The organism is Terriglobus albidus (assembly GCF_008000815.1).
GTDB lineage: Bacteria > Acidobacteriota > Terriglobia > Terriglobales > Acidobacteriaceae > Terriglobus > Terriglobus albidus_A.
The window spans coordinates 207,759-226,619 of record NZ_CP042806.1 but is presented as its reverse complement, the minus strand read 5'-3'; the positions used below and the strand labels follow the sequence as shown (position 1 = coordinate 226,619).

Annotated in this window: 17 protein-coding genes; 8 read left to right on the top strand and 9 right to left on the bottom strand. The window is 60.3% G+C overall.

Features of this window, described 5'->3' with window-relative positions:
• The first annotated feature begins 54 nt into the window (after positions 1-54).
• Complete coding sequence (locus tag FTW19_RS00920) at positions 55-528, top strand: GreA/GreB family elongation factor (RefSeq protein WP_147645829.1); 474 nt, start codon at positions 55-57, stop codon at positions 526-528.
• A gap of 121 nt (positions 529-649) precedes the next feature.
• The gene (locus tag FTW19_RS00915) at positions 650-1,282 is read left to right on the top strand and encodes a CDP-alcohol phosphatidyltransferase family protein (protein WP_147645828.1); all 633 of its coding nucleotides are present in this window, start codon (positions 650-652) and stop codon (positions 1,280-1,282) included.
• A 238-nt stretch (positions 1,283-1,520) separates the two neighbouring features.
• On the opposite strand, the gene FTW19_RS00910 is transcribed toward FTW19_RS00915, so the two are convergent.
• Complete coding sequence (locus FTW19_RS00910) at positions 1,521-2,099, bottom strand: hypothetical protein (RefSeq protein ID WP_147645827.1); 579 nt, start codon at positions 2,097-2,099, stop codon at positions 1,521-1,523.
• A gap of 10 nt (positions 2,100-2,109) precedes the next feature.
• Entirely contained in the window at positions 2,110-3,186 is a 1,077-nt protein-coding gene (locus FTW19_RS00905; RefSeq protein ID WP_147645826.1) for a purine nucleoside permease, read from the bottom strand.
• 43 nt (positions 3,187-3,229) lie between these two features.
• On the opposite strand from FTW19_RS00905, the gene FTW19_RS00900 reads away from it, so the two are divergent.
• The 6 genes from FTW19_RS00900 (at position 3,230) to FTW19_RS00875 (ending at position 8,678) form a co-directional block, all read left to right on the top strand.
• A complete protein-coding gene (locus FTW19_RS00900) occupies positions 3,230-3,730 on the top strand; it encodes an O-acetyl-ADP-ribose deacetylase (protein ID WP_147645825.1) in 501 nt (166 codons plus the stop codon).
• Between the two features lie 193 nt (positions 3,731-3,923).
• Entirely contained in the window at positions 3,924-6,260 is a 2,337-nt protein-coding gene (locus tag FTW19_RS00895) for a xanthine dehydrogenase family protein molybdopterin-binding subunit (protein ID WP_246153511.1), read from the top strand.
• A gap of 39 nt (positions 6,261-6,299) precedes the next feature.
• Positions 6,300-6,773 carry a (2Fe-2S)-binding protein gene (locus tag FTW19_RS00890; RefSeq protein WP_147645824.1) on the top strand — a complete coding sequence of 158 codons (474 nt, stop codon included), beginning with the start codon at positions 6,300-6,302 and terminating at the stop codon, positions 6,771-6,773.
• Between the two features lie 3 nt (positions 6,774-6,776).
• Positions 6,777-7,631 carry an FAD binding domain-containing protein gene (locus FTW19_RS00885; protein WP_147645823.1) on the top strand — a complete coding sequence of 285 codons (855 nt, stop codon included), beginning with the start codon at positions 6,777-6,779 and terminating at the stop codon, positions 7,629-7,631.
• 85 nt (positions 7,632-7,716) lie between these two features.
• Positions 7,717-8,184 carry an antitoxin Xre/MbcA/ParS toxin-binding domain-containing protein gene (locus tag FTW19_RS00880; protein WP_246153510.1) on the top strand — a complete coding sequence of 156 codons (468 nt, stop codon included), beginning with the start codon at positions 7,717-7,719 and terminating at the stop codon, positions 8,182-8,184.
• 2 nt (positions 8,185-8,186) lie between these two features.
• Positions 8,187-8,678 (top strand): RES family NAD+ phosphorylase, encoded by a 492-nt coding sequence (locus FTW19_RS00875; RefSeq protein ID WP_147645822.1) that lies wholly within the window; start codon positions 8,187-8,189, stop codon positions 8,676-8,678.
• Between the two features lie 8 nt (positions 8,679-8,686).
• On the opposite strand, the gene FTW19_RS00870 is transcribed toward FTW19_RS00875, so the two are convergent.
• The 7 genes from FTW19_RS00870 to FTW19_RS00840 all read right to left on the bottom strand — a co-directional run bounded on the left by FTW19_RS00870 (position 8,687) and on the right by FTW19_RS00840 (position 18,740).
• Positions 8,687-9,241, bottom strand: a complete 555-nt coding sequence (locus tag FTW19_RS00870) for a nucleotidyltransferase family protein (protein WP_147645821.1) — start codon at positions 9,239-9,241, stop codon at positions 8,687-8,689.
• Positions 9,238-10,320: an XdhC family protein gene (locus tag FTW19_RS00865; RefSeq protein ID WP_147645820.1), complete on the bottom strand. Its 1,083-nt coding sequence runs from the start codon at positions 10,318-10,320 to the stop codon at positions 9,238-9,240. Before FTW19_RS00865 ends, FTW19_RS00870 begins: the two co-directional genes overlap by 4 nt.
• 48 nt (positions 10,321-10,368) lie before the next feature.
• Positions 10,369-11,061, bottom strand: a complete 693-nt coding sequence (locus FTW19_RS00860; RefSeq protein WP_147645819.1) for a phosphoadenylyl-sulfate reductase — start codon at positions 11,059-11,061, stop codon at positions 10,369-10,371.
• A complete protein-coding gene (gene cysN / locus FTW19_RS00855) occupies positions 11,058-12,635 on the bottom strand; it encodes a sulfate adenylyltransferase subunit CysN (RefSeq protein WP_147645818.1) in 1,578 nt (525 codons plus the stop codon). The genes FTW19_RS00860 and cysN overlap by 4 nt, the downstream gene beginning before the upstream one ends.
• Positions 12,636-13,589 (bottom strand): sulfate adenylyltransferase subunit CysD, encoded by a 954-nt coding sequence (gene cysD, locus FTW19_RS00850; protein WP_147645817.1) that lies wholly within the window; start codon positions 13,587-13,589, stop codon positions 12,636-12,638. It lies immediately after the preceding gene.
• A gap of 193 nt (positions 13,590-13,782) precedes the next feature.
• Entirely contained in the window at positions 13,783-17,139 is a 3,357-nt protein-coding gene (locus tag FTW19_RS00845; protein WP_147645816.1) for a choice-of-anchor D domain-containing protein, read from the bottom strand.
• Positions 17,140-17,777: 638 nt separating this feature from the next.
• Positions 17,778-18,740 carry a LysR family transcriptional regulator gene (locus FTW19_RS00840; protein WP_147645815.1) on the bottom strand — a complete coding sequence of 321 codons (963 nt, stop codon included), beginning with the start codon at positions 18,738-18,740 and terminating at the stop codon, positions 17,778-17,780.
• Between the last annotated feature and the right edge of the window lie 121 nt (positions 18,741-18,861).

The following is an 18,861-nucleotide window of genomic DNA, read 5'->3' as shown; positions in this document are numbered from 1 at the left end:
TGGTTCCAATAGCGCGCGGGGAAGCGCTTATTTCATTTCAAAGGCCCGAAGCGAATGCCCGAACACATCAAAAAGAGGCTCGAAGAAGAGATCAAGCAGTTGGAGTACGAGCTGACGACCGAGCTGCCGGCTGAGATCAAGAAGGCGGTTGCCCTTGGCGACCTGAGCGAGAACGCTGAATATCACATGGCCAAGCAGCGGCAGGAGTTTGTGAACGCCCGCCTCGGCCAGTTGAAGAAGCGTATGGCCGAGCTGTCGCTGGTCAACCTGGCGAATATTCCCAACGACAAGGTGGGTTTCGGCTCCACCGTGGTGGTTTTTGACTCCAGCAAAGACGAAGAGCTGACCTACAAGCTGGTTACCAGCGAGGAGTCGGATGTGGCCAAAGGGCTGATCTCGACAACCTCGCCGATCGGCCGCTCTCTTGTGGGTAGGGAAGTCGGCGATATCGCCACCGTAGTTACCCCCAGCGGCAAGCGCGAGCTGGAGATCCTGAAGCTCACCACGATTCACGAAGCGGCGGAATAGCAGAAACCGGATCTGGCTGAGCGCGGTTCTCCGGCGAGGAGCCACGTCTTATGTGCCTCCTGGCCAGTGACCCGATTTTGGCGTAGTTGCCACGGGCGTTTAGACTAAAGAGCGGAACACAATGACTTGGACAAGTGCATTTGGACGAGCCTGTGGCTGGTTGCTGCAGAAGATCGTGAACGGTCTGGCGCTCTCCCGTATCTCCCCGAACACGCTTACCTTCATCGGTCTGATTATCAACATCGTCGCCGCTTTCTTCTTTGGTTACGCGCGACGGGCGAATGCCGACCGCATGTTTCTCTATGCCGGCCTGGTGATCATCGGTGCGGGACTCTTCGACATGGTCGACGGCCGTGTCGCCCGGCAGACCAATCAGGTTTCGGTCTTCGGAGCCTTCTTCGACTCCGTGATTGACCGTTACTCCGACGTGGCGCTTTTCTTCGGTCTGCTGGTCTTTTACGCCCGCGGCAACCGGTTCTTCTATGTCTTCCTGGCAGCCTTCGTCATGACGGCCAGCCTGATGGTCAGCTACACCCGCGCCCGCGCCGAGGCACTGATCGGCCAGTGCAAGGTCGGCTTCATGGAGCGGCCGGAGCGCATCGTGCTTATTATCCTGGGCGCCCTGTTCAACCACTGGGGAACGATGGCTCCCGCATTGTGGGTGCTGGCGGTGCTCTCGACCATCACGGTCATCCACCGTATCCGGTTCACCTATCTCGAGACGGAGCGCCGGAAACTGCAGCCGACGACATAGCGTTTGACTCGGCATTGAGTAACGGTTGATCTATTTCGGGGAGAGGTTGGTGGGAGCAGCGGGCTTCAGCCCGCTGATAAAGCAATGAAAGTAAAGGGGCTTTAGCCCTGGGCCTTTACTCTAGTCGAGAAGAGAGCCCAGGGCTCAAAGCCCTTTCGTTATTGAGTCGATTGACCGTGGGCTGAAGCCTGGCTGAAGCCCACGGCTCCCACCCGGTTCGAGCTTCGCTCGAAATCCCTTACCCCCGGAACCCTCCACCCGTATGTTTTCCGGTCGTGAGGTCCACCTCAAACGGCACCTCTTTATCGGCCATCATGTCCCATCCCATGCCGTTCAGGATGTTCCCGTCCACTGCGCCGAGAGTCAGGCCCTCCCAGGTCAGCTTTCCGGTCTCCCAGGCCAGGCCATTCGCTCCCCAGGCAATGACGGTGTGGAAGCCGGCGAAGAGCAGCAGGCCTGCCTCGACGGCGGGCACCACCTCGGTGACGGGCCGCTGCGGTACCAGAGCGGCCTGGTCTGGCGCGAGCGTGTCCACAATGCAGGCGTAGCCACCCGAGACCAGGCAGATCTCCTGCGGCCGGGGGCAGCTCCAGATGCCGGACGGTAATGCCGAGTCGGCAAACCCCCGGGCGCAGGTCGCCAGGAACTCGCCGCTGGATGACGGTTTCACCAGGGCGTACATGGCGCCGCGGGCGAGGGCATCTTCCTCTCCGGGAACCGCGCGGGGATAGGTGAACTGGCGCGCGGGAGCGATGAGCGGGGGCCCGGTCAGCACCTGGGCCCGCCAGTCTGCGTGGAATGGAAGTGTAGGACTCACATCCTTCAGCTTATTCTCCGGGGACGTGAGTCGCGTAGGTCTCCCATTTGGAGGTGAGCTCGTGCAGAACCCTGCTGCCGACACGCCACGCATTTTCGACCGCCGGCCGGGTGCCGATGTAGGGCGAGTTCACGCTCTCGATCGGGGTGTGACCGGGGCGAGGCATGGAGAAGTTCGATCCAGTGCGCAGCACCATCAACCGCTGGTAGTCGACCCGCTTCATGCGGTCCAGACGCTTCATCGCTTCGGTAAATCCGGAGTCTTCCATCTCGGTCATCACAAAGTTGCCTTGGCCATCGGTGAAGAGCTTTACCCAGTCGTTGGCAAAGTCGGTCATCAGCTTGCCATGCCAGTAGCTGTCAGAGGCGAAGGTATCGCCGATCATCACCATCGGCGGTTTCTGGGCGTTGGGATATCCGGTGAAGCCTTTGCGGAACTCGGCGACCTGGGGTGAGTCCAGAAGCTGCGTGTCCTTGGTGAGGTTGTAAGCCCAGGTGGTCAGTTTAGTGTTGAGCTTATAGGCATTGACGCGGTCGTTGATCACGCCTCCCGAGGGCGGCAGCTTGTTCGGCTCGTGGGCTCCGATGGCGAAGTAGCCGGTGGGCCAGTCCTTTGGCATTTCGCGCGGATCGATGTAGCGCGAGATGTCGTTGACGACGTAGTTGGCCCATGCGGCAGAGCCGATCCCGGCATCGGCGGGATCAACCCCTGCAATCCCGTTCACCAGCCAGTACGCATGGGTGAGGTCGAAACGCGTGTCCGTGCCAAGGGCCATCAGCGAGGTGGTGGCGTTCACCAGTGTTGTGCCGCTCAGGATACCCAGAACGGTGTGCTCCGGATTAGTGCGGATGGGATGGATGCCGCCGGGGAAGTCGAGCGTCTCCGTCAGGTGTTCGCGCTCGACCCAGAGCTGGAACTCACCGGGGACGTCGCCCTCGTCCTTGCCAATCTCAAAGGTGGTGACGATGACGGCTTTGATCGGCCACGGCTTCTGCGTCTGTTGGGCCTGTAGGGCCGATTGGGCAGAGAGCAGAGGGGCGGCAACGGTAAGCAGACAGACGGCGGCGCGACGAAGGTACGGCAACATGCAGATTGGCTCCTGGTAGGCCGAGAATAGCATCTGAAGACGTATGGCATCGCTTGAGGTCCACCGCGGAGACATCACGAAACTGGCGGTTGACGCGATCGTGAACGCCGCCAACTCCTCGCTGCTGGGCGGTGGTGGGGTAGACGGCGCGATCCACCGTGCCGCCGGTCCCGAGCTGTTGCATGCCTGCAGTCTGCTGGGCGGCTGCAAAACCGGCGACGCCAAAGCGACATCAGGCTTCCGCCTGCCGGCGAAGTGGGTCTTTCATACCGTTGGTCCGGTATGGAACGGAGGCGGCAGCGGCGAAGACGATCTGCTGGCAAGTTGTTATACCTGCTGCCTTGATCTGGCGCGGGAGCATGGCGCCCAGAGCATCGCCTTTCCAGCGATCTCGACCGGGGTATATCGTTTTCCGTTAGGACGGGCGACGGAGATCGCCGTGCGCACTGTTCGCGAGCACGCTCATACGCCGCTGCTCGATCGCGTACTCTTCGTTGTCTTCAGCGACGAGGCAGAGCGGGCATACGCCGCGCTACTGCGATAGAGTATTTCTCCTAAGGGTGTAGAGCGGAGGATCGGGGTCCCCAGCGAACCTGGTTCGCTGGGGTGAAGTTTTGGCTGTTTGAGCCGTTTTCCGAACAGAAAACGGCATTCGCAGATTTTTCCAAAGCTACGGTATTAGGAGAAATGCTCTAGCAGAATCCCTACTTCCGCAATCGGCTGGAGCGACGTATGCTATGCCGAATACTTTTTCCACCATGGCACCCAAGGAACCTATTGTCGGCGCACCTGCACTTCGCTATGAAGGCGAGGCCAAAGTGCTTGGACGCGCCAAGTACATTGACGATCTTCACTTCCCGCGGATGATTCACGGCGCCACCGTGCGCTCGAAGTTTCCACGTGGGCGCATCACCGCCATCCGCTATGGCGAAAGCATTCCGTGGAACGAATTCACCATCGTTACCTGGAAGGACATCCCGGGCGAGAACACCATCGTTCATCTGCTCAAGGACCATCCCTGTCTCGTTCAAGAGATCGTCAATCATCCCGAAGAACCTATCGTACTGCTGGCGCATCCTGACAAGGCGCTGCTGCGCAAGGCCGTCGATGCCGTGACCATCGAATACGAGCCTCTGCCGGCGGTCTTCACCATTGAAGAGTCAGAAGCTCCCGATGCGCCGGTGATCTGGAACAGCGAAGCTGGCGATTCGCCCAACGTCTTCAAGACCTACCTGATGGAGAAAGGCCACGTCGACGATGTTTGGGCGATAGCCGACTACATCATCGAAGGCGAGTACTCCACCGGCGCACAGGAACAGCTCTACATCGAGAACAACGGCGTTATCGCGGAGTACACCGAAGAAGGTGTCACGGTATGGGGATCGATGCAGTGTCCCTATTATCTGCATCACGCGCTGCAGCTTGCGTTTGCCCTGCCGGAAGAGAAGTGCCGTGTCATTCAGGTGGAGACCGGCGGAGCCTTCGGCGGCAAGGAAGACTATCCCTCGGTGATTGGCTGCCATGCCGCGCTGCTCGCGATGAAGAGCGGCAGGCCGGTGAAGATGGTCTATGACCGCCTGGAGGATATGGCGGCGACCACCAAGCGTCATCCCTCGCGTACACGCCACCGCACGGCGGTCTCAAAGGATGGCAGGCTGTTGGGCGGCGAGATCGAGTTTGCGATCGATGGCGGCGCGTATGTAACGCTGTCGCCGGTGGTACTCTCGCGCGGTACGATTCATGCAGCAGGGCCTTACAACTGGCCGCATCTGCGCATCCGTGCCAAGGCGGTGGCAACGAACTGTCCTCCGCATGGAGCCTTCCGCGGCTTTGGCGCGCCACAATCGATCTTCGGTCTCGAGCGCCACATGGACCTGATCGCGAAGACCGTTGGCATCACGCCCGAAGAGCTTCGCCGCCGCAACTTCCTTCAGCCCGGCGGTACGACGGCCACGGGGCAGTTGATCAAAGATCCCATTGACCTCAACGGCATGCTGACGCGTGCCCTGGAAGAGAGCGGATATCACGCCAAACGCGCAGAATTCGCAAAGACCAATCCCACCTCGCCCATCAAGCGCGGGATCGGCTTTGCAGCGTTCATGCATGGCGCCGGATTTACCGGCAGCGGCGAGCGGCGGTTGAACTCGCTGGTGGCGATTGAGGTCGATGATGAAGGCAGACCGGAGATCCTGGTCTCGTCGACTGAGTTTGGGCAGGGCACCAACACGATCCTCTGCCAGGTAGCGTCGCAGGCATTACAGATTCCGTACAAGAACGTGCGCATCGCGCAGCCTGACACGAACCGTGTACCCAACAGCGGACCGACCGTAGCGTCGCGTACCGCAATGATTGTCGGCAAACTGGTTGAGGATGCATCGCACAATCTGCTGACCTGTATGCGCGAAAGCGGGCTGTTGGGAGAGACGTATACGCCGGAACAGTTCTGCCACGCCGCGCTTGCGTACAAACAGCAACTCGGGGAACTCCGTGCCACGGCACGCTACCAGGCGCCGGGCGATATCTTCTGGGACGACGATAAGTATCGCGGTGACGCATATCCGGCGTATGCCTGGGCGGTCTATGTCGCCGAGGTCGCGGTGGATACACGCACCTACATGGCCGAGGTGAAGAATTTCTGGGCGCTGCAGGAGGTCGGCAAGGTCCTGAACCCTGTGCTGGCCAAGGGACAGGTTGAGGGCGGTGTCGCGCAGGGCATCGGCTATGCCATCTATGAGAAGTGCGTGTGGAAAGACGGCGTGATGGCCAACAACCAGATGACGAACTACATCATGCCTACCAGCGCCGATCTTCCACCGATCCATGTGCTCTTTGAAGAGGTTCCCAGCATTCATGGACCCTTTGGAGCAAAGGGCATCGGCGAGCTTCCGATGGACGGTCCAGCCCCGGCGATTCTGAATGCGATTGAAGAGGCGACAGGTGTTCGCTTCAACCATTGCCCGCTGTTGCCGGAGGATATCTTCGACAAGCTGGCGAACCCGACACTTACTTCCGCTGACAGTTCACAACTCCAGCCTGCCGTTGCAGGTCCGGTCTTCAGCGGCACAACACCGTAGCGCAGCAGAGAGAGCTGCATTTCAGAATTGGAATCACGCATGAGCACCATCACCTTCACTCTCAACGGCAGCCAGGTCACCATCGATGCGCCTCCCATGACGCGCCTGCTCGACCTGCTGCGCGAACATCTGCACCTTACCGGAACAAAGGAGGGCTGCGGCGAAGGCGAGTGCGGCTCCTGTTCCGTGTTGCTGAACGGCGAGCTGGTCAACTCTTGCCTGGTGCCTTCGCTGCAGGTGCAGGGAGCCACTGTCACGACCATCGAAGGTCTCGGAGAGCAATCGCACCTTCATCCCATCCAGCAGTGCTTTCTGGAAAATGGCGGAGCGCAGTGCGGCATCTGCACTCCGGGCATGATCCTGGCGACCCACCATCTGCTGGAGAAGCATCCGGCTCCGACACTCGATGAGATCCGGGAAGGTCTTTCCGGCAATCTCTGCCGCTGCACCGGTTACATGCGGATCTTCGAAGCCGTACAGCAGACGGCGAAGCTGGCGGAGGCGGGGAAGTAAGCCATGCGATCTGACGTTCGCGACTACACACTTGTTGCTCCCGGCACGCTCGATGCCGTGCTCTCCGCGCTTGCGGCGAATCCCACGCTTACGCCTCTTGCGGGTGGAACTGAATTGATGGTGGCGTTCGGCGTCGGCCGGCTTGGACCGCACGAGCTCATCTCGCTCGACGGTCTCAAAGAGCTGCGCTTCATAGAAGAAAAGCCCGAAACGCTGACACTCGGTGCTGGAACGACGTTCACCGATATCCGCCGCAATCCGACCATCGCACGGGAGTTTCCGCTCTTGGTGCAGACTGCGGCGTGGACGGGGTCCATCGCCAATCAGAATCGCGGGACACTTGGCGGCAATATTGCGAATGCCTCACCCGCGGCGGATAATCCGCCGGCACTTCTGGTCTACGACGCAACCATCGAGTTGGTGAGCGCGAATGGCCGCCGCACGCTGCCGTACGACGAGTTCCATCTCGGCTACAAGAAAACCGTGCTGTTACCGGGCGAGCTGATCTATGCGATCCACCTGCCGCGCCGCTTCGCACAACACCGACAGTATGTGCGTAAGGTTGGCACGCGCAACGCGCAGGCCATCTCAAAGATCGCGCTTGCGGCGACCGCGTTGATGGATGGTTCTCACGTTGGTGAGATTCGTCTTGCGGGAGCAAGTCTGGTCGATCGGCCCGCGCGCCTGCACGCGACGGAAGCACTATTGCTCGGTAAGGCGATCACACCGGAGCTGCGGACACAGGCTGCCGCGGTGCTGGCGTCTGAGATCAAGCCGATCGATGACATCCGTTCGACGGCGAAGTACCGTATTGCAGTCGCATGCAATTTGTTGGATGAGTTTTTGCTTTCGCTGTGATCTCTGTCTAACGCTGTCATCCTGAGCGTGAGCGAAGGACCTGCTTTGTTGTGCCTGCCTGGGTGCCCCACTCTCGCAACGCCATTTGAGCCTTATTCTGGGCTATACTGAGCTTGAGGGTAATCCCGGTATGGTTGAGCCGCGATCGATTGCCGAAATTCTTGGTCTCAGTTCGTCCATCCGGACGGTGGGTGACCTGGAGTCTGCCGTCTCTGCCGGATTGCCGAAGCGCTCACTGGAGCGGCTCTCGGCCCGTCTCTACGAAGACCGTCGCGTTGCCAGCGCGTACAAATTCAAGATCGTTCCGGCCGCAACCTGGAAACGTCGCACAAAGCGCCTTTCGATTGACGAAAGCGAGCGGACTGAACGGCTCGCCCGCGTACTGGCTCAGGCGGAATACGTCTGGGACGATCGCGAGCAAGCGCGAGAGTGGATGAATAAGCCTCATCGGGAGCTCAATGATAGAACTCCGCTGGAAGTAGCCCGCACCGAGCTTGGAGCCCGTCGCGTGGAAGACCTGCTCGATAAGCTCTTCTATGGCCTTCCGATTTAGAGATGATTGCTTATCGGATCGCTGACGCGAGACACCCGATCTACGACGGAACGGGTGCTATGTTGCATGGCGGCCGTTGGAATTCTGTAGGACAGCGCGTAATCTACGCGGCCGAAAGCTATGCCGGCGCAATGCTTGAAGTTCTCGTGCACGCAAATCTCTCGATTCCACCGAAACATCATCAGGTGGTCCGCATCACGATTCCAGACTCCATCAAGGTGGAGACGCTTTTGCCCTCGCAGTTGCCTTTCTGGGACGCGGAAGATGTGACAGAGGCTCGTTCTGTCGGAGACCGCTGGCTTAAAGAAATGCGGTCCGCAGTGCTCAGCGTTCCAAGCGTTGTCACAGAGGGCAGAGAGAAGAACATCTTGATCAACCCTCTCCATCCCGATTTCCCACGAATCATCGCCTCTATACCGGAACCCGTTCATTGGGACCATCGACTGTTTGGCGGGAGAGATGTTCCTTCCGCCCGGGGTGGGGCACCCGAGTGAGGGACGAACTACTTAAGTTTTTCCAGATCTTCCGGCGTATCGATATCCACTTCGCCACCGGGTAGCTCAATCACTGTCACTGTTTCGTGTTGCAGAATCTCTCGTGCTCCCGCATCTCCCTGCAGCTTCATCAACTCCGAAAACAGATCGCGTGGAAAGACCGCCGGAACTCCACGCCGGCCCGCGTATCCGCTGGAAGCCAGGCCATTCACGCTGAGCAGCGCACGTAGATGTTCCACCGTGACGCGGGGCTGGTCGCAGGCCATTACCAGCACGCCTTCTGTCATGCCGACAGCAAGGTCGCGCAGGCCCGCACGGATGGATGACGCCATTCCTTCCTGCCATTCCTCGTTATGCACCACATGTATGGAACCAAGCGGAACCACAGCTTCGATCTCTTCTTTATTGGCGCCTAGAACGACAACGACAGGCTCGCAGCCTGCTTCATTGGCGATACGGATCGCCCGTTGGAGCAGCGTTTCCTCGCCGAGGCGCACCAGTTGCTTCGGCTGACCCAGCCGTGTCGACGCCCCTGCCGCCAGAATCAGCGCTGCTGTCTTCATGGCTGCACATCCAGAGCACACAACACATCTTCATAACGAACGGCCGGCCCTTCGTCGATGATGGTCCGCACGTTTTCGGCGGTGAGCTGGCGTGAGCCTGCGGGACGCTCGTGCAATACCGCCTGCACCTCGGCAAGAATGGCGAGCGCAACTGCCTCCGGACCATCGCCGCCCAGGTCGAGACCAATAGGCGCATGCACGCGGTTGCAGGCCCCCTGCAGAGTGAGACCGGCTTGCTGCGCCGCCTCCTCAATCAACAGGCTTGAGCGATGCCGCGCGCCAAGCAGACCGAGGTACTTTGGCGCGAGCGGCAGCAGCTCGGTGAGCCAGCGGCGGTCCTGCTCGTAGCTGTGCGTCATCAGAATCACCGCGTCGTTAGAGGTCACTTTCACGTCAACGAGTTTCTCGGCGACTCCCACGGCTTCCGCGCCGGGAAAGCGCTCCCACTTGGCGAGCTGTGGCCGGCCATCGGCGACAATCACGGTCCAGCCAAGTTCGTTGGCCATGCGCACGACAGGACGAGCGTCGTCACCCGCTCCCAGCACGACAAGCCGCTGTGGTGCGGCCAGTGTCTCTTCAAAGCAGTGTTCGGGATCAGCCTCGTCGCAGCCATTGAAGTTTGTGTCCGCAAAGAGCTCCTCGCCGCGCGCTGAACGGATCAACCGCTTTAGGCCGGCCTCACTGAGGCGAGGGAGCCAGGTCACAACCTCGCAGGGATATCCATGCAGCGCGGCCGCCATTGCCCCTAGAAGAGCCTTACAGGCATCAGAGTCCACAGGCTCCAGCAGCAAGTCCACGACGCCGCCACAGCCCAGGCCGTATGGAATCTCGGCAGTGTCATCGAAGGCAGTGGAGAAGCGCTCGATCACGGCTCCATTGCGCACCTTCCATAGGGCCTTGCGCAGGATCTCCGCTTCCAGGCAGCCACCGCTGATGGTGCCTGCCGTGCGCCCGTCCGGCAGGATCAGCAGGCGGGCTCCGGGGCGGCGATAGCTGGAGCCATGCACGCGAACCAGCGTGACCAGAACGCCGCCGGCAGCCTGGCCCGAAAGCGCGACGATGTCTCTGCGCTCTTTCATACGTAGTGAGATGCTAGCGCAGCCGTGCGAGAACGCGCAGCAGCGGCGTCATTGTTTTTCGCTGAAGGTGTGAATACCGCACTCCAGCTTCTTTCCGCCCCAGCGCCCGGCGCGGGCGTTATTGGGATCACTGGAGATCGCGGTGCAAGGCTCGCATCCGATGGAGGTATACCCCTTGGCATACAACGGCAGCTCGGGGATGTTGTGAGCCTTGGCGTATGCGGTGACCTGCTCCCAGTTCCAGTCCGCCAGCAGAGAGATCTTCTTCAGCTCGTGGCCGTTGGGAGTGCGATGATCCTCAACCTTCTTGAGGTTGGCGCGCGTCGGCGACTGTTCCCGGCGCAGGCCGGTGAACCACACACCGTAGGGCTCCAATGACTTCATCAGCGGCCCCACCTTGCGCAGGTTGCAGCACTCGGTCGGGTTCACGATGTGCAGCAGGCCGCGCTTCGCCTCGTGCTCGGCACGTGTGTCTTCCGGCAGCGCATTGATGAGGTTCAGGTTCCACGCCGCGACCATTTGATCGCGGTAGGCGTAAGTCTCCGCGAAGTGATAGCCGGTCTCCAGGAAGATGACCGCGATCTCCGGCTGAATCTTCCGCAGGATGTCCAGCACGACCATGTCCTCGGTCTGGAAGCTGCAGGTAAAGCAGGCGGGCACGCCTGCATACTCGGAGAAGATCTGCCCGGCCAACTGCTCCGCATTCAACGATTCGTAGTCCACCGGAACGGCGACGCTCATACGGTTACTCCCATCTCCGCCAGGGCGGTGATCAGACCGGCATCATCAGTGGCATTGAGGACCGTAGCGCCTTCTACGAGCCCGGCAACAATCGCCAGCACACCGGCAAGCTGCAACGCACGCACCGCAACCGGAACCTCATCCGGAGTAAATCCATGCAGCACCACGGCGCGATGCCCGGCGGCGGCCAGCAGCTCCCGCAGGCGCTCGGCCAGGTCGATGTGTGCGGCGGCGAGTAGCGCAGGTAACCTGTCGCGGGTTGCTGTACTCACGGCGCGGTCGATCATCAGCGCGCCGACAGTTGCGTTCGACAGCGGATCGATCAGAATCGCCGCACCGGTCACGCGGTTCTCGCGGTAGGCATCGAAGAAGAGCGGCAGGTTGGTCTCGAACTCTACTTCCGCGATGTCGTTCATCTTCAGCTCGGTGGCATCCAGATGCTCCAGCGAGTTGACGTCGACGCGATAGGCGATGCGCTTCACCTCGGCACGTACGACGCGTGAGGTCTGCTTCAGAAGATAGGTTTTGCCCGCCTCGAGTGGTTCCTCGTGCATCCACACCACCTTCGCTCCGAAGGCAGTGCTTACCGTGGGAACGGAGTTCGAATGCGCGTCGGGCGAGATCAGCATCTCGCCGCGGCTGACGTCGATCTCATCCGTCAGTTCCAGGGTGACGCTCTCGCCTGGTCCGGCAGCCTTCAGATCGCCATCCCAGGTCACGATACGCTTCACCTGGGTGCGGCGGCCGCTGGGCAGCGCAACGACATGCTGACCTGCGCGGACAATGCCACTGGCAACCTGCCCGGCAAAGCCGCGGAAGGTGCGGTCAGGACGAACAACGAGCTGTACCGGGAAACGGAGCGGCTGGTCGGCAACATGCACGCGCAACGGCACAGTCTCCAGATAATCGAGCAGCGTCGGTCCGCTGTACCACGTCATGTTGGCTGAGGAGGTGACGACGTTGTCGCCCTCCAGCGCCGAGACGGGGATGATCTGCACGCTGCGCAGGCCGAGCCGTTTTGCCAGGGCACGGAAGTCAGCTTCGATGGCGCGGAACCTCGCTTCGTCGTAGCCAACAAGATCCATCTTGTTTACCGCCGCAACGACGTGGGGAATGCCCAGCAGCGATGCGATGAAGCTGTGACGCCGCGACTGCGGAAGGATGCCTTTGCTTCCATCGACGAGCACGATGGCAACATCAGCCGTCGATGCACCGGTGGCCATGTTGCGCGTGTACTGCTCGTGGCCCGGTGTGTCGGCAATGATGAATTTGCGCTTCGAGGTGGCGAAGTAACGGTAGGCCACATCGATGGTGATGCCCTGCTCGCGCTCTGCTCGCAGACCGTCGGTCAGCAGCGAGAGATCAACACGCCCATTGCCGGCGCGATTGACGCGGCTCTTCGCGACGGAGGCGAGCTGATCCTCGTAGACGCTCTTGGTATCGTGCAGCAGGCGGCCGATGAGTGTGCTCTTGCCGTCATCGACGGAGCCGGCGGTGGTAAAGCGCAGCAGATCGCGGTCGAGATGCGAGTCGAGGAATGCGCGGAAGTCGGTGCTTGCCGATGCGGTGGCCATTTAGAAGTAGCCCTCCCGCTTCTTGGTCTCCATGGAGCCCTCTTCGTCGTGGTCGATAGCGCGGTTCTCGCGCTCCGAGCGGCGGAAGCTGATCAGCTCCGCGATGATCTTTTCAAGGGTGTCAGCTTCGCTGCGGATCGCACCGGTGCAGGGCATGCAGCCCAGCGAGCGCATGCGGCACATCACTGTCTCAATCTTTTCCCCAGGCAGCAGGCGGGTCTCGGGATAGGTCAGTGTGATTTGCCCGGCGCGGATGACCGCCTCACGCTCACGCGCAAAGTAGAGCGGCACGATTGGAATCTGTTCGGCGTAGAGATAGAGCCAGATGTCGAGCTCGGTCCAGTTCGAGAGCGGGAAGACGCGGATGCTCTCGCCCTTTTTCAGGCGCGAGTTATAGATCTGCCAGAGCTCTGGACGCTGATTCTTCGGGTCCCACTGTCCGTTGCCGTCTCGGAAGCTATAGACGCGCTCCTTGGCGCGGCTCTTCTCTTCGTCGCGTCGCGCTCCGCCGAAGGCTGCATCGAAGCCGCCGGCCTCCAGACCGTCGAGCAGAGCACGCGTTTTCAGCAGCCCGCAGCAGTTCTGCGTTCCCAGGTCGTGCGGATTCGCACCATCGGCGATGGCCTTCTCATTGCGGTGCACGATCAGGTCGGCGCCGATCTCCTTCGCGTAGTTGTCGCGGAAGGTGATCATCTCCGGGAACTTGTAGCTCGTATCGATGTGCAGCAGAGGGAAGGGAATCTTGCCGGGGTAAAAGGCCTTCTGCGCCAGCCGCAGCATAACGCTTGAGTCTTTGCCGATGGAATACAGCATGACCGGCCGGGCGAACTCGGCGACGGCCTCGCGCAGAATGAAGATGCTTTCGGCCTCCAACGCGCGCAGATGGTCCATCTTGCGCGGCGTCAGGAGCTCGGCGACGGACGATGCAGCGTCAGTGGGAAGAAGGGTACTCATAGACTCCGGTACTTCCAGAAAAGATGATTTGGGACAAGAGAACGATGCGCGAGCGCGAGTGGGGAGGGCGCTAGAGGAGACAACAACAGCGGTCGGTGAAGACGCGGCGCATCACGTGTTTATTCTAACAAAAAAGGGCGGGGCAACCGGCACGTTAGGCCACCCCGCCTGCTCACAAAGCTTGTGCCTACAGTTATTTAGCTGTCACTGTCATGGTGTAGGCAGCCGACCTCGTCAAGGTGCCGTCGGTGGCCGTCACAGTCACGGTGTAGGTTCCTGGGTAGGTCGGATCGCTGTTCTTGGAAGGCAGCTTGCTGCTGCATCCACCCAGCGGCAGAAGTACGCACAAGGCAAGACCGCAGAGAGCTCCGGCGCGTGCCATGCCTTTTACGCGGCGACGGGCACACCACAGCAGCAGGCCTCCCGCGACACCGAAGATCGACATCCACCGTCCGTAGCCTGTGTAGCCAATCACGGCGTATTGCGACGTGGTGGCGATGGTCACGGCATCGGTCGTCGCAGACGAGAGTGTCAGAGTGCTGTTGGCGAAGCTTACGGTCGTTCCTCCCGCAGTGGTGGAGGAGCTAAGTGTGATCGAGTTGTTGAAGCCGCCGATGGGCGTAAGAGTAGCCGTCGAGCTGAGAGACAGCCCGGCAACCACGCTGCCGGAGGTTGGGTTCAATGCGATGGAGAAGTCCACGCCGTTGCCTGTGAGGGGAACAGTGATGACCGGCACCTTGGTGTCGTTGGTGTTAACCGTTATCGTTCCGGTTCGTGTTCCGGTGGCCGTGGGAGTGAAGGTCACGCTCAGGGTGCAGCTTGCCAGACCGGCCAGCGTGCTGCCGCAAGTGCTGGTGTAAGCGTAGTCCCCGGTGATGGTGATGGAGGTCAGGGCGATGATCGCATTGGTGTAGTTGGTGATGGTGACTGTCTGCGCCGCCGAGCTGTAACCAATGTCCACGTTGCCGAAGCTCAACGAGGTGGGCGAGGCCTCCACATCGGCAACGCCACGGCCGCTGAGTGAGGCCGTCAGGGTTCCGTTCACGCTGCTGTTCGAAGTCACCGTCAACGTGCCTGTTTGGGTTCCGAGTGTGGTCGGTGTAAAGGCAACCAGGATGGTGCAGCTTGCCGCTGCGGCGACGGTGCCGCAGTTATTGGTGACCACCGTCCATCCGCTGGTGACCGTCGCTGCGCTTACCTTCAGCGCAATCGCGCTGGTATTGGTCCAGGTGAAGGTCTGGGCGGCGGAAGTCGTGTTGAGGATTACGTTGCCGTAGGCGGCGCTGGAAGGCGAGAGCGTTGCCGTCGTCGGCAGGCCATTGCCGGTCAGTGCGACCGTGAGTGAAGGCTCGTTGGTGGAGTCGTTCGTAATCGTCAGCGTTCCGGTGCGGGTGCCGGTCGCCGTCGGCGCAAAGGTAACGGTGATGGTGCAGGTCTGTTGATCGCTCAACGCGCTGCAGTTTGAAGTCTGCGTGTAGTCGCTTGCGTTCGTGCCGCTGATGGCAATGTTGGTAACGTTCACCGTCGAGGTGAAGCCCGAGGTGTTTTGTACTGTCACCGAGAGCGCCTTCGAACCGCCAACGTACACATCGCCGAAGTTCAGTGAGGAGGCAGAGACAGCCGCCGAGGTAGGAACGGCGGGAATCAGGAAGCTGACCACCTGGCCATCGTGTGGAGTAAGGCCGGCGGGCGTGGTGGAGCTGTTTGTATTTACCGCAGCAAAGTCGGCGGTAAAGTGCGGCTGCACCACGCTGGTCATGTAGCTGGCCAGTGAGTTCTGCGCCGTGGTGGATGCGGTCACCGTGGAAGAAGCCAGAATGTGCTCGACTGCTTCTGTCTGGCCGCGCGTGATGGAGTTGTAGCGCTGCAGTGTGGTCACGCTGCCGGTGAAGTTCTGCAATGCTCCGGTGGTTGCAGTCGCCTGGTACAGAGTGACCGCGGTGGCAGCCGCGGGCGAGCCGTTGATGATGCCCAGCACGTCGACGTAGCCGTCGTTGAACTCGGTGGCATTGAAGTTGCCGTTCACAAGGACGTTCTCGCCGGCAGTCTGCTCCGTCTGTACCAGTTGGCTGACGTAATAGGCTTGTGCTGCACGACGGGCGCGCACATCCGCCCCCAGGCTGCTGTCGCCGATGTTGTCGCGGCTGGTCAGATGCACGTTGATCACGGTGACCGGATACGTCTTGCCGACGCGATGTACCTCCGCCTTCAACATCAGTGGAGGCCGCTCAAACAGTGTTCCGCCGCTGTAGGTGGCGCTGCCTCCCATCTGGGTCACGGAGTCCACGTCGATACGCGAGCTGTTGACCAGGAAGCCCAGGTTCAGGCTGTTACTGTCGCTGCTCTGCACCAGGTAGCCCTTGTAGCTGGTGCTTCCCAGCGTGTTGACGGCGGAGGCGAGGTCATCGAGGGTCGTCTGGTCCTGCACCTCCTGCACACTCAAAATGTCCGGCGTACCGAGGGAGTTGACGATGGCCAACGCTGCCTTGGTAAGGCGGCGCGTATAGGCGCTCGATGAGATGGCAACCGAGCCGGTTGTCGCTCCCGTGGTGGAGTAGAAGCGATTCAGGTCCAGCGTCCCTACCTGGAAGTGTGTGGAGTCGGCGGTTGCCGAAGTGGTGGTCGCAACACTTCCATTGACGGTGCAGACGCTGGTGGGGAAGATCAAAAGGCGAGCATAGCCAAGCGTGTAGTCGATCAGGCCGATGCCGGCGGTTGCGCCCACTTTGATACTTGAACCCGTGGTGCAGGTGATCGACTGGCCGACGGTGATGTCGACTGCCGTTCCGCCGAAGGTCGTGGTGTCGATCAGGATGCGTTGCGGGTTGCCACTCCACGTCGGCACCGTACTGGGAGCGCCGGAGGGAACATACTCATCGCCCGCAATACCGGTAGAGCGGAAGAGATGGTTATTGGTCGAGGTGTTGGAGCTGAGTGTCGCCCAGAACTGCCCATTCGAGGTGACTGTTTCTGTGGACTCATCCAGTGTTCCGCCCGTCGGTGAGACCGCATAGAACGTGGCCGAGGTTGTCATGCCGGTGTACTTCAGCGCATCGCCGAAACTGGTAAGGACGCTGCTTACCGAGATCGACTGCGTCATGGTGCCGTTGGTTGCCGTCACCGTGCAAGAGGTGGGTGTAATACCAGTGCCTGGCGTATTGGCCGCGGTAACGGCAGTCGTGTTAGTCACTGTTCCAACAACGGTTACGGTATTTCCCACCACAGCGCACGTGGGGTTCGCGCCGGCGGCATAGAAAACCGGCAGGCCTTCCGCGGTGGAGACCTGGCTGTCCCAACTACCGCTGGGTTCGGAGATATAAAACCCGCCGGTGCTCATGACACCGACCACGATGCCAGAGGTGGAGACGCTCTTGCCCAGATATGGCGAGCTGGGAAGGCTGGTCATGATGTCGTGGATTGAAACCGAAGTCTGGGCCTGGCCAACGGAGGCCACCAGGGCCAGAGAGAGGAAAGACAAAGTAGTGCGGATGAACTGTTTCAAAGTCCAACTCGATTCAGCCCATAGCCCCGCCATGACGGTCCAGAGCAATTTCCCCTGTTGCTGGGTATCCCGGAAGCGGTGTACAGCGGCGTTTTCATTGCGGAAAACGCTCCTAGATACGGAAGCCCGACACTACATCTACAGGGAAAATGCTCTAGCCGCCTGTTTGCGGAAATCATTTAGGCATTGAGTGAAATGCTGATTCGTCCATTACAGACGCGGGCTTTCGCGTGCGCGATTACACACGTATCTCTCTGTGCGGTAACAACAAACAGGTTGTTGGATGGATCGGAAAGAGACGGGGAAAGATACCGTAGGTGTTGTATGGCGGGGGGCCGCTCGTCCCCCACGAACGGCCACACACCACCCACTCAGGAGGTTCTCAGAGGTCCCCGAAAATCCCCCTGCAGGTGAGAGACGAGGGGGCGCAGAACGGGATTACACTGCCACCGAAATTTTTGGCGGCTCGGGTGGTCGACGAAATTCAGGAAGTCGCAGGCACTCGTTGCCCCACTCTTCGCGGTTTCATCGCGAAGGTGGGGTCTAGCGAAGGTATCGCGCTTCGCGCGATACCTTTTTGTTTGTCATTTCGTAGCGACCAAAGGGAGCGGAGAAATCTGCTTCTCTACCGACTCGTAGGGGTGGCCATCAAATACCCAAATGAATAAGCAAGTTGATGACACGTCCTAGACCGCCATCTCCCGCCGTGAAGCGAACTCTTTCACCACCACGGGAGCCAGGCGTGGCGTGCGCGCTGTGGCAGCCAGTCTGCGGCTGGACATCAGGACCACCTTGCGGAAGATTTTCATTGCCGGCGACAGATTGCTCTCCAGGAATGCGAGTCCGAGGGTCACCGGAGGAAGTTCTTCCTCGATCGGAAGCATCGTCACTCCAGGCACCACGCAGGTGCGGATGCCTTCGGTCGTAAGGGCGATGCCTTCGCCTGCGGCCGCATAAGCGAACTGCACCGAACAGGACTGCGGACTCTCCGTGAACTTCGGTGTGATGCCAAACGGGGCCAGCATGCTGTGCAGCGCAGGCTGATGGAAGCGGCAATCTTTCAGTCGCGAGGCGATGATTGGTGTCGAGCGGAAGACCTGGACGCTGATCGCATTCTGCCGAGCCAACTGGCTCTCGGAGCTGACCGCAGCCATCATCTTCTCTTGCCGTAGCGGGTCAAAATGGATGCCTTCAATCGGCAGCGCCGGCATCATCAGCAGGGCGTCGACTTTGCCTTCCGGCAGGGCGGCCATCTGCTGCTCGGTGGTCATCTCACAGACCTCGAGCTCAAACGTCGGATATTCATCTGCGAGCATGCGGATCACATTCGGCAACAGAACGAACTGTCCGACTGGCCCGCAGGCGATGGTCAGCCGCAGGCGCGAGTCCAGAGACTGCAGGCAGTCGCGGGCAGAGTCGACCGTGTCCAGAATCGATTTGGCGTATTCGCGGAAGGCCGCACCGGCCTCGGTCAGGCGCACGTGTTGCCGTGTCCGCTCGAACAGCTTCACGCCGAGTGCGTGCTCCAGACCCTTGATCTGGAAGGTCAGCGTCGGCTGGCTGATGTAGAGCGAACGTGCGGTCTTACCGTAGTTCAACACTTCGGCCAGGGTGAGAAAACACTGCAACTGCCGGATACGAAAGTCCAAAACCCTCTTCTCCCAGTCCAGATTCCTGCTCAGGTTGTCGTGCTTGTGGTCGCGGTTGAGTTTTAGTGTTGCCCCGTATCTCCCGATTGTCAATAAAAGATGAATTCTCCTTTTATCAATC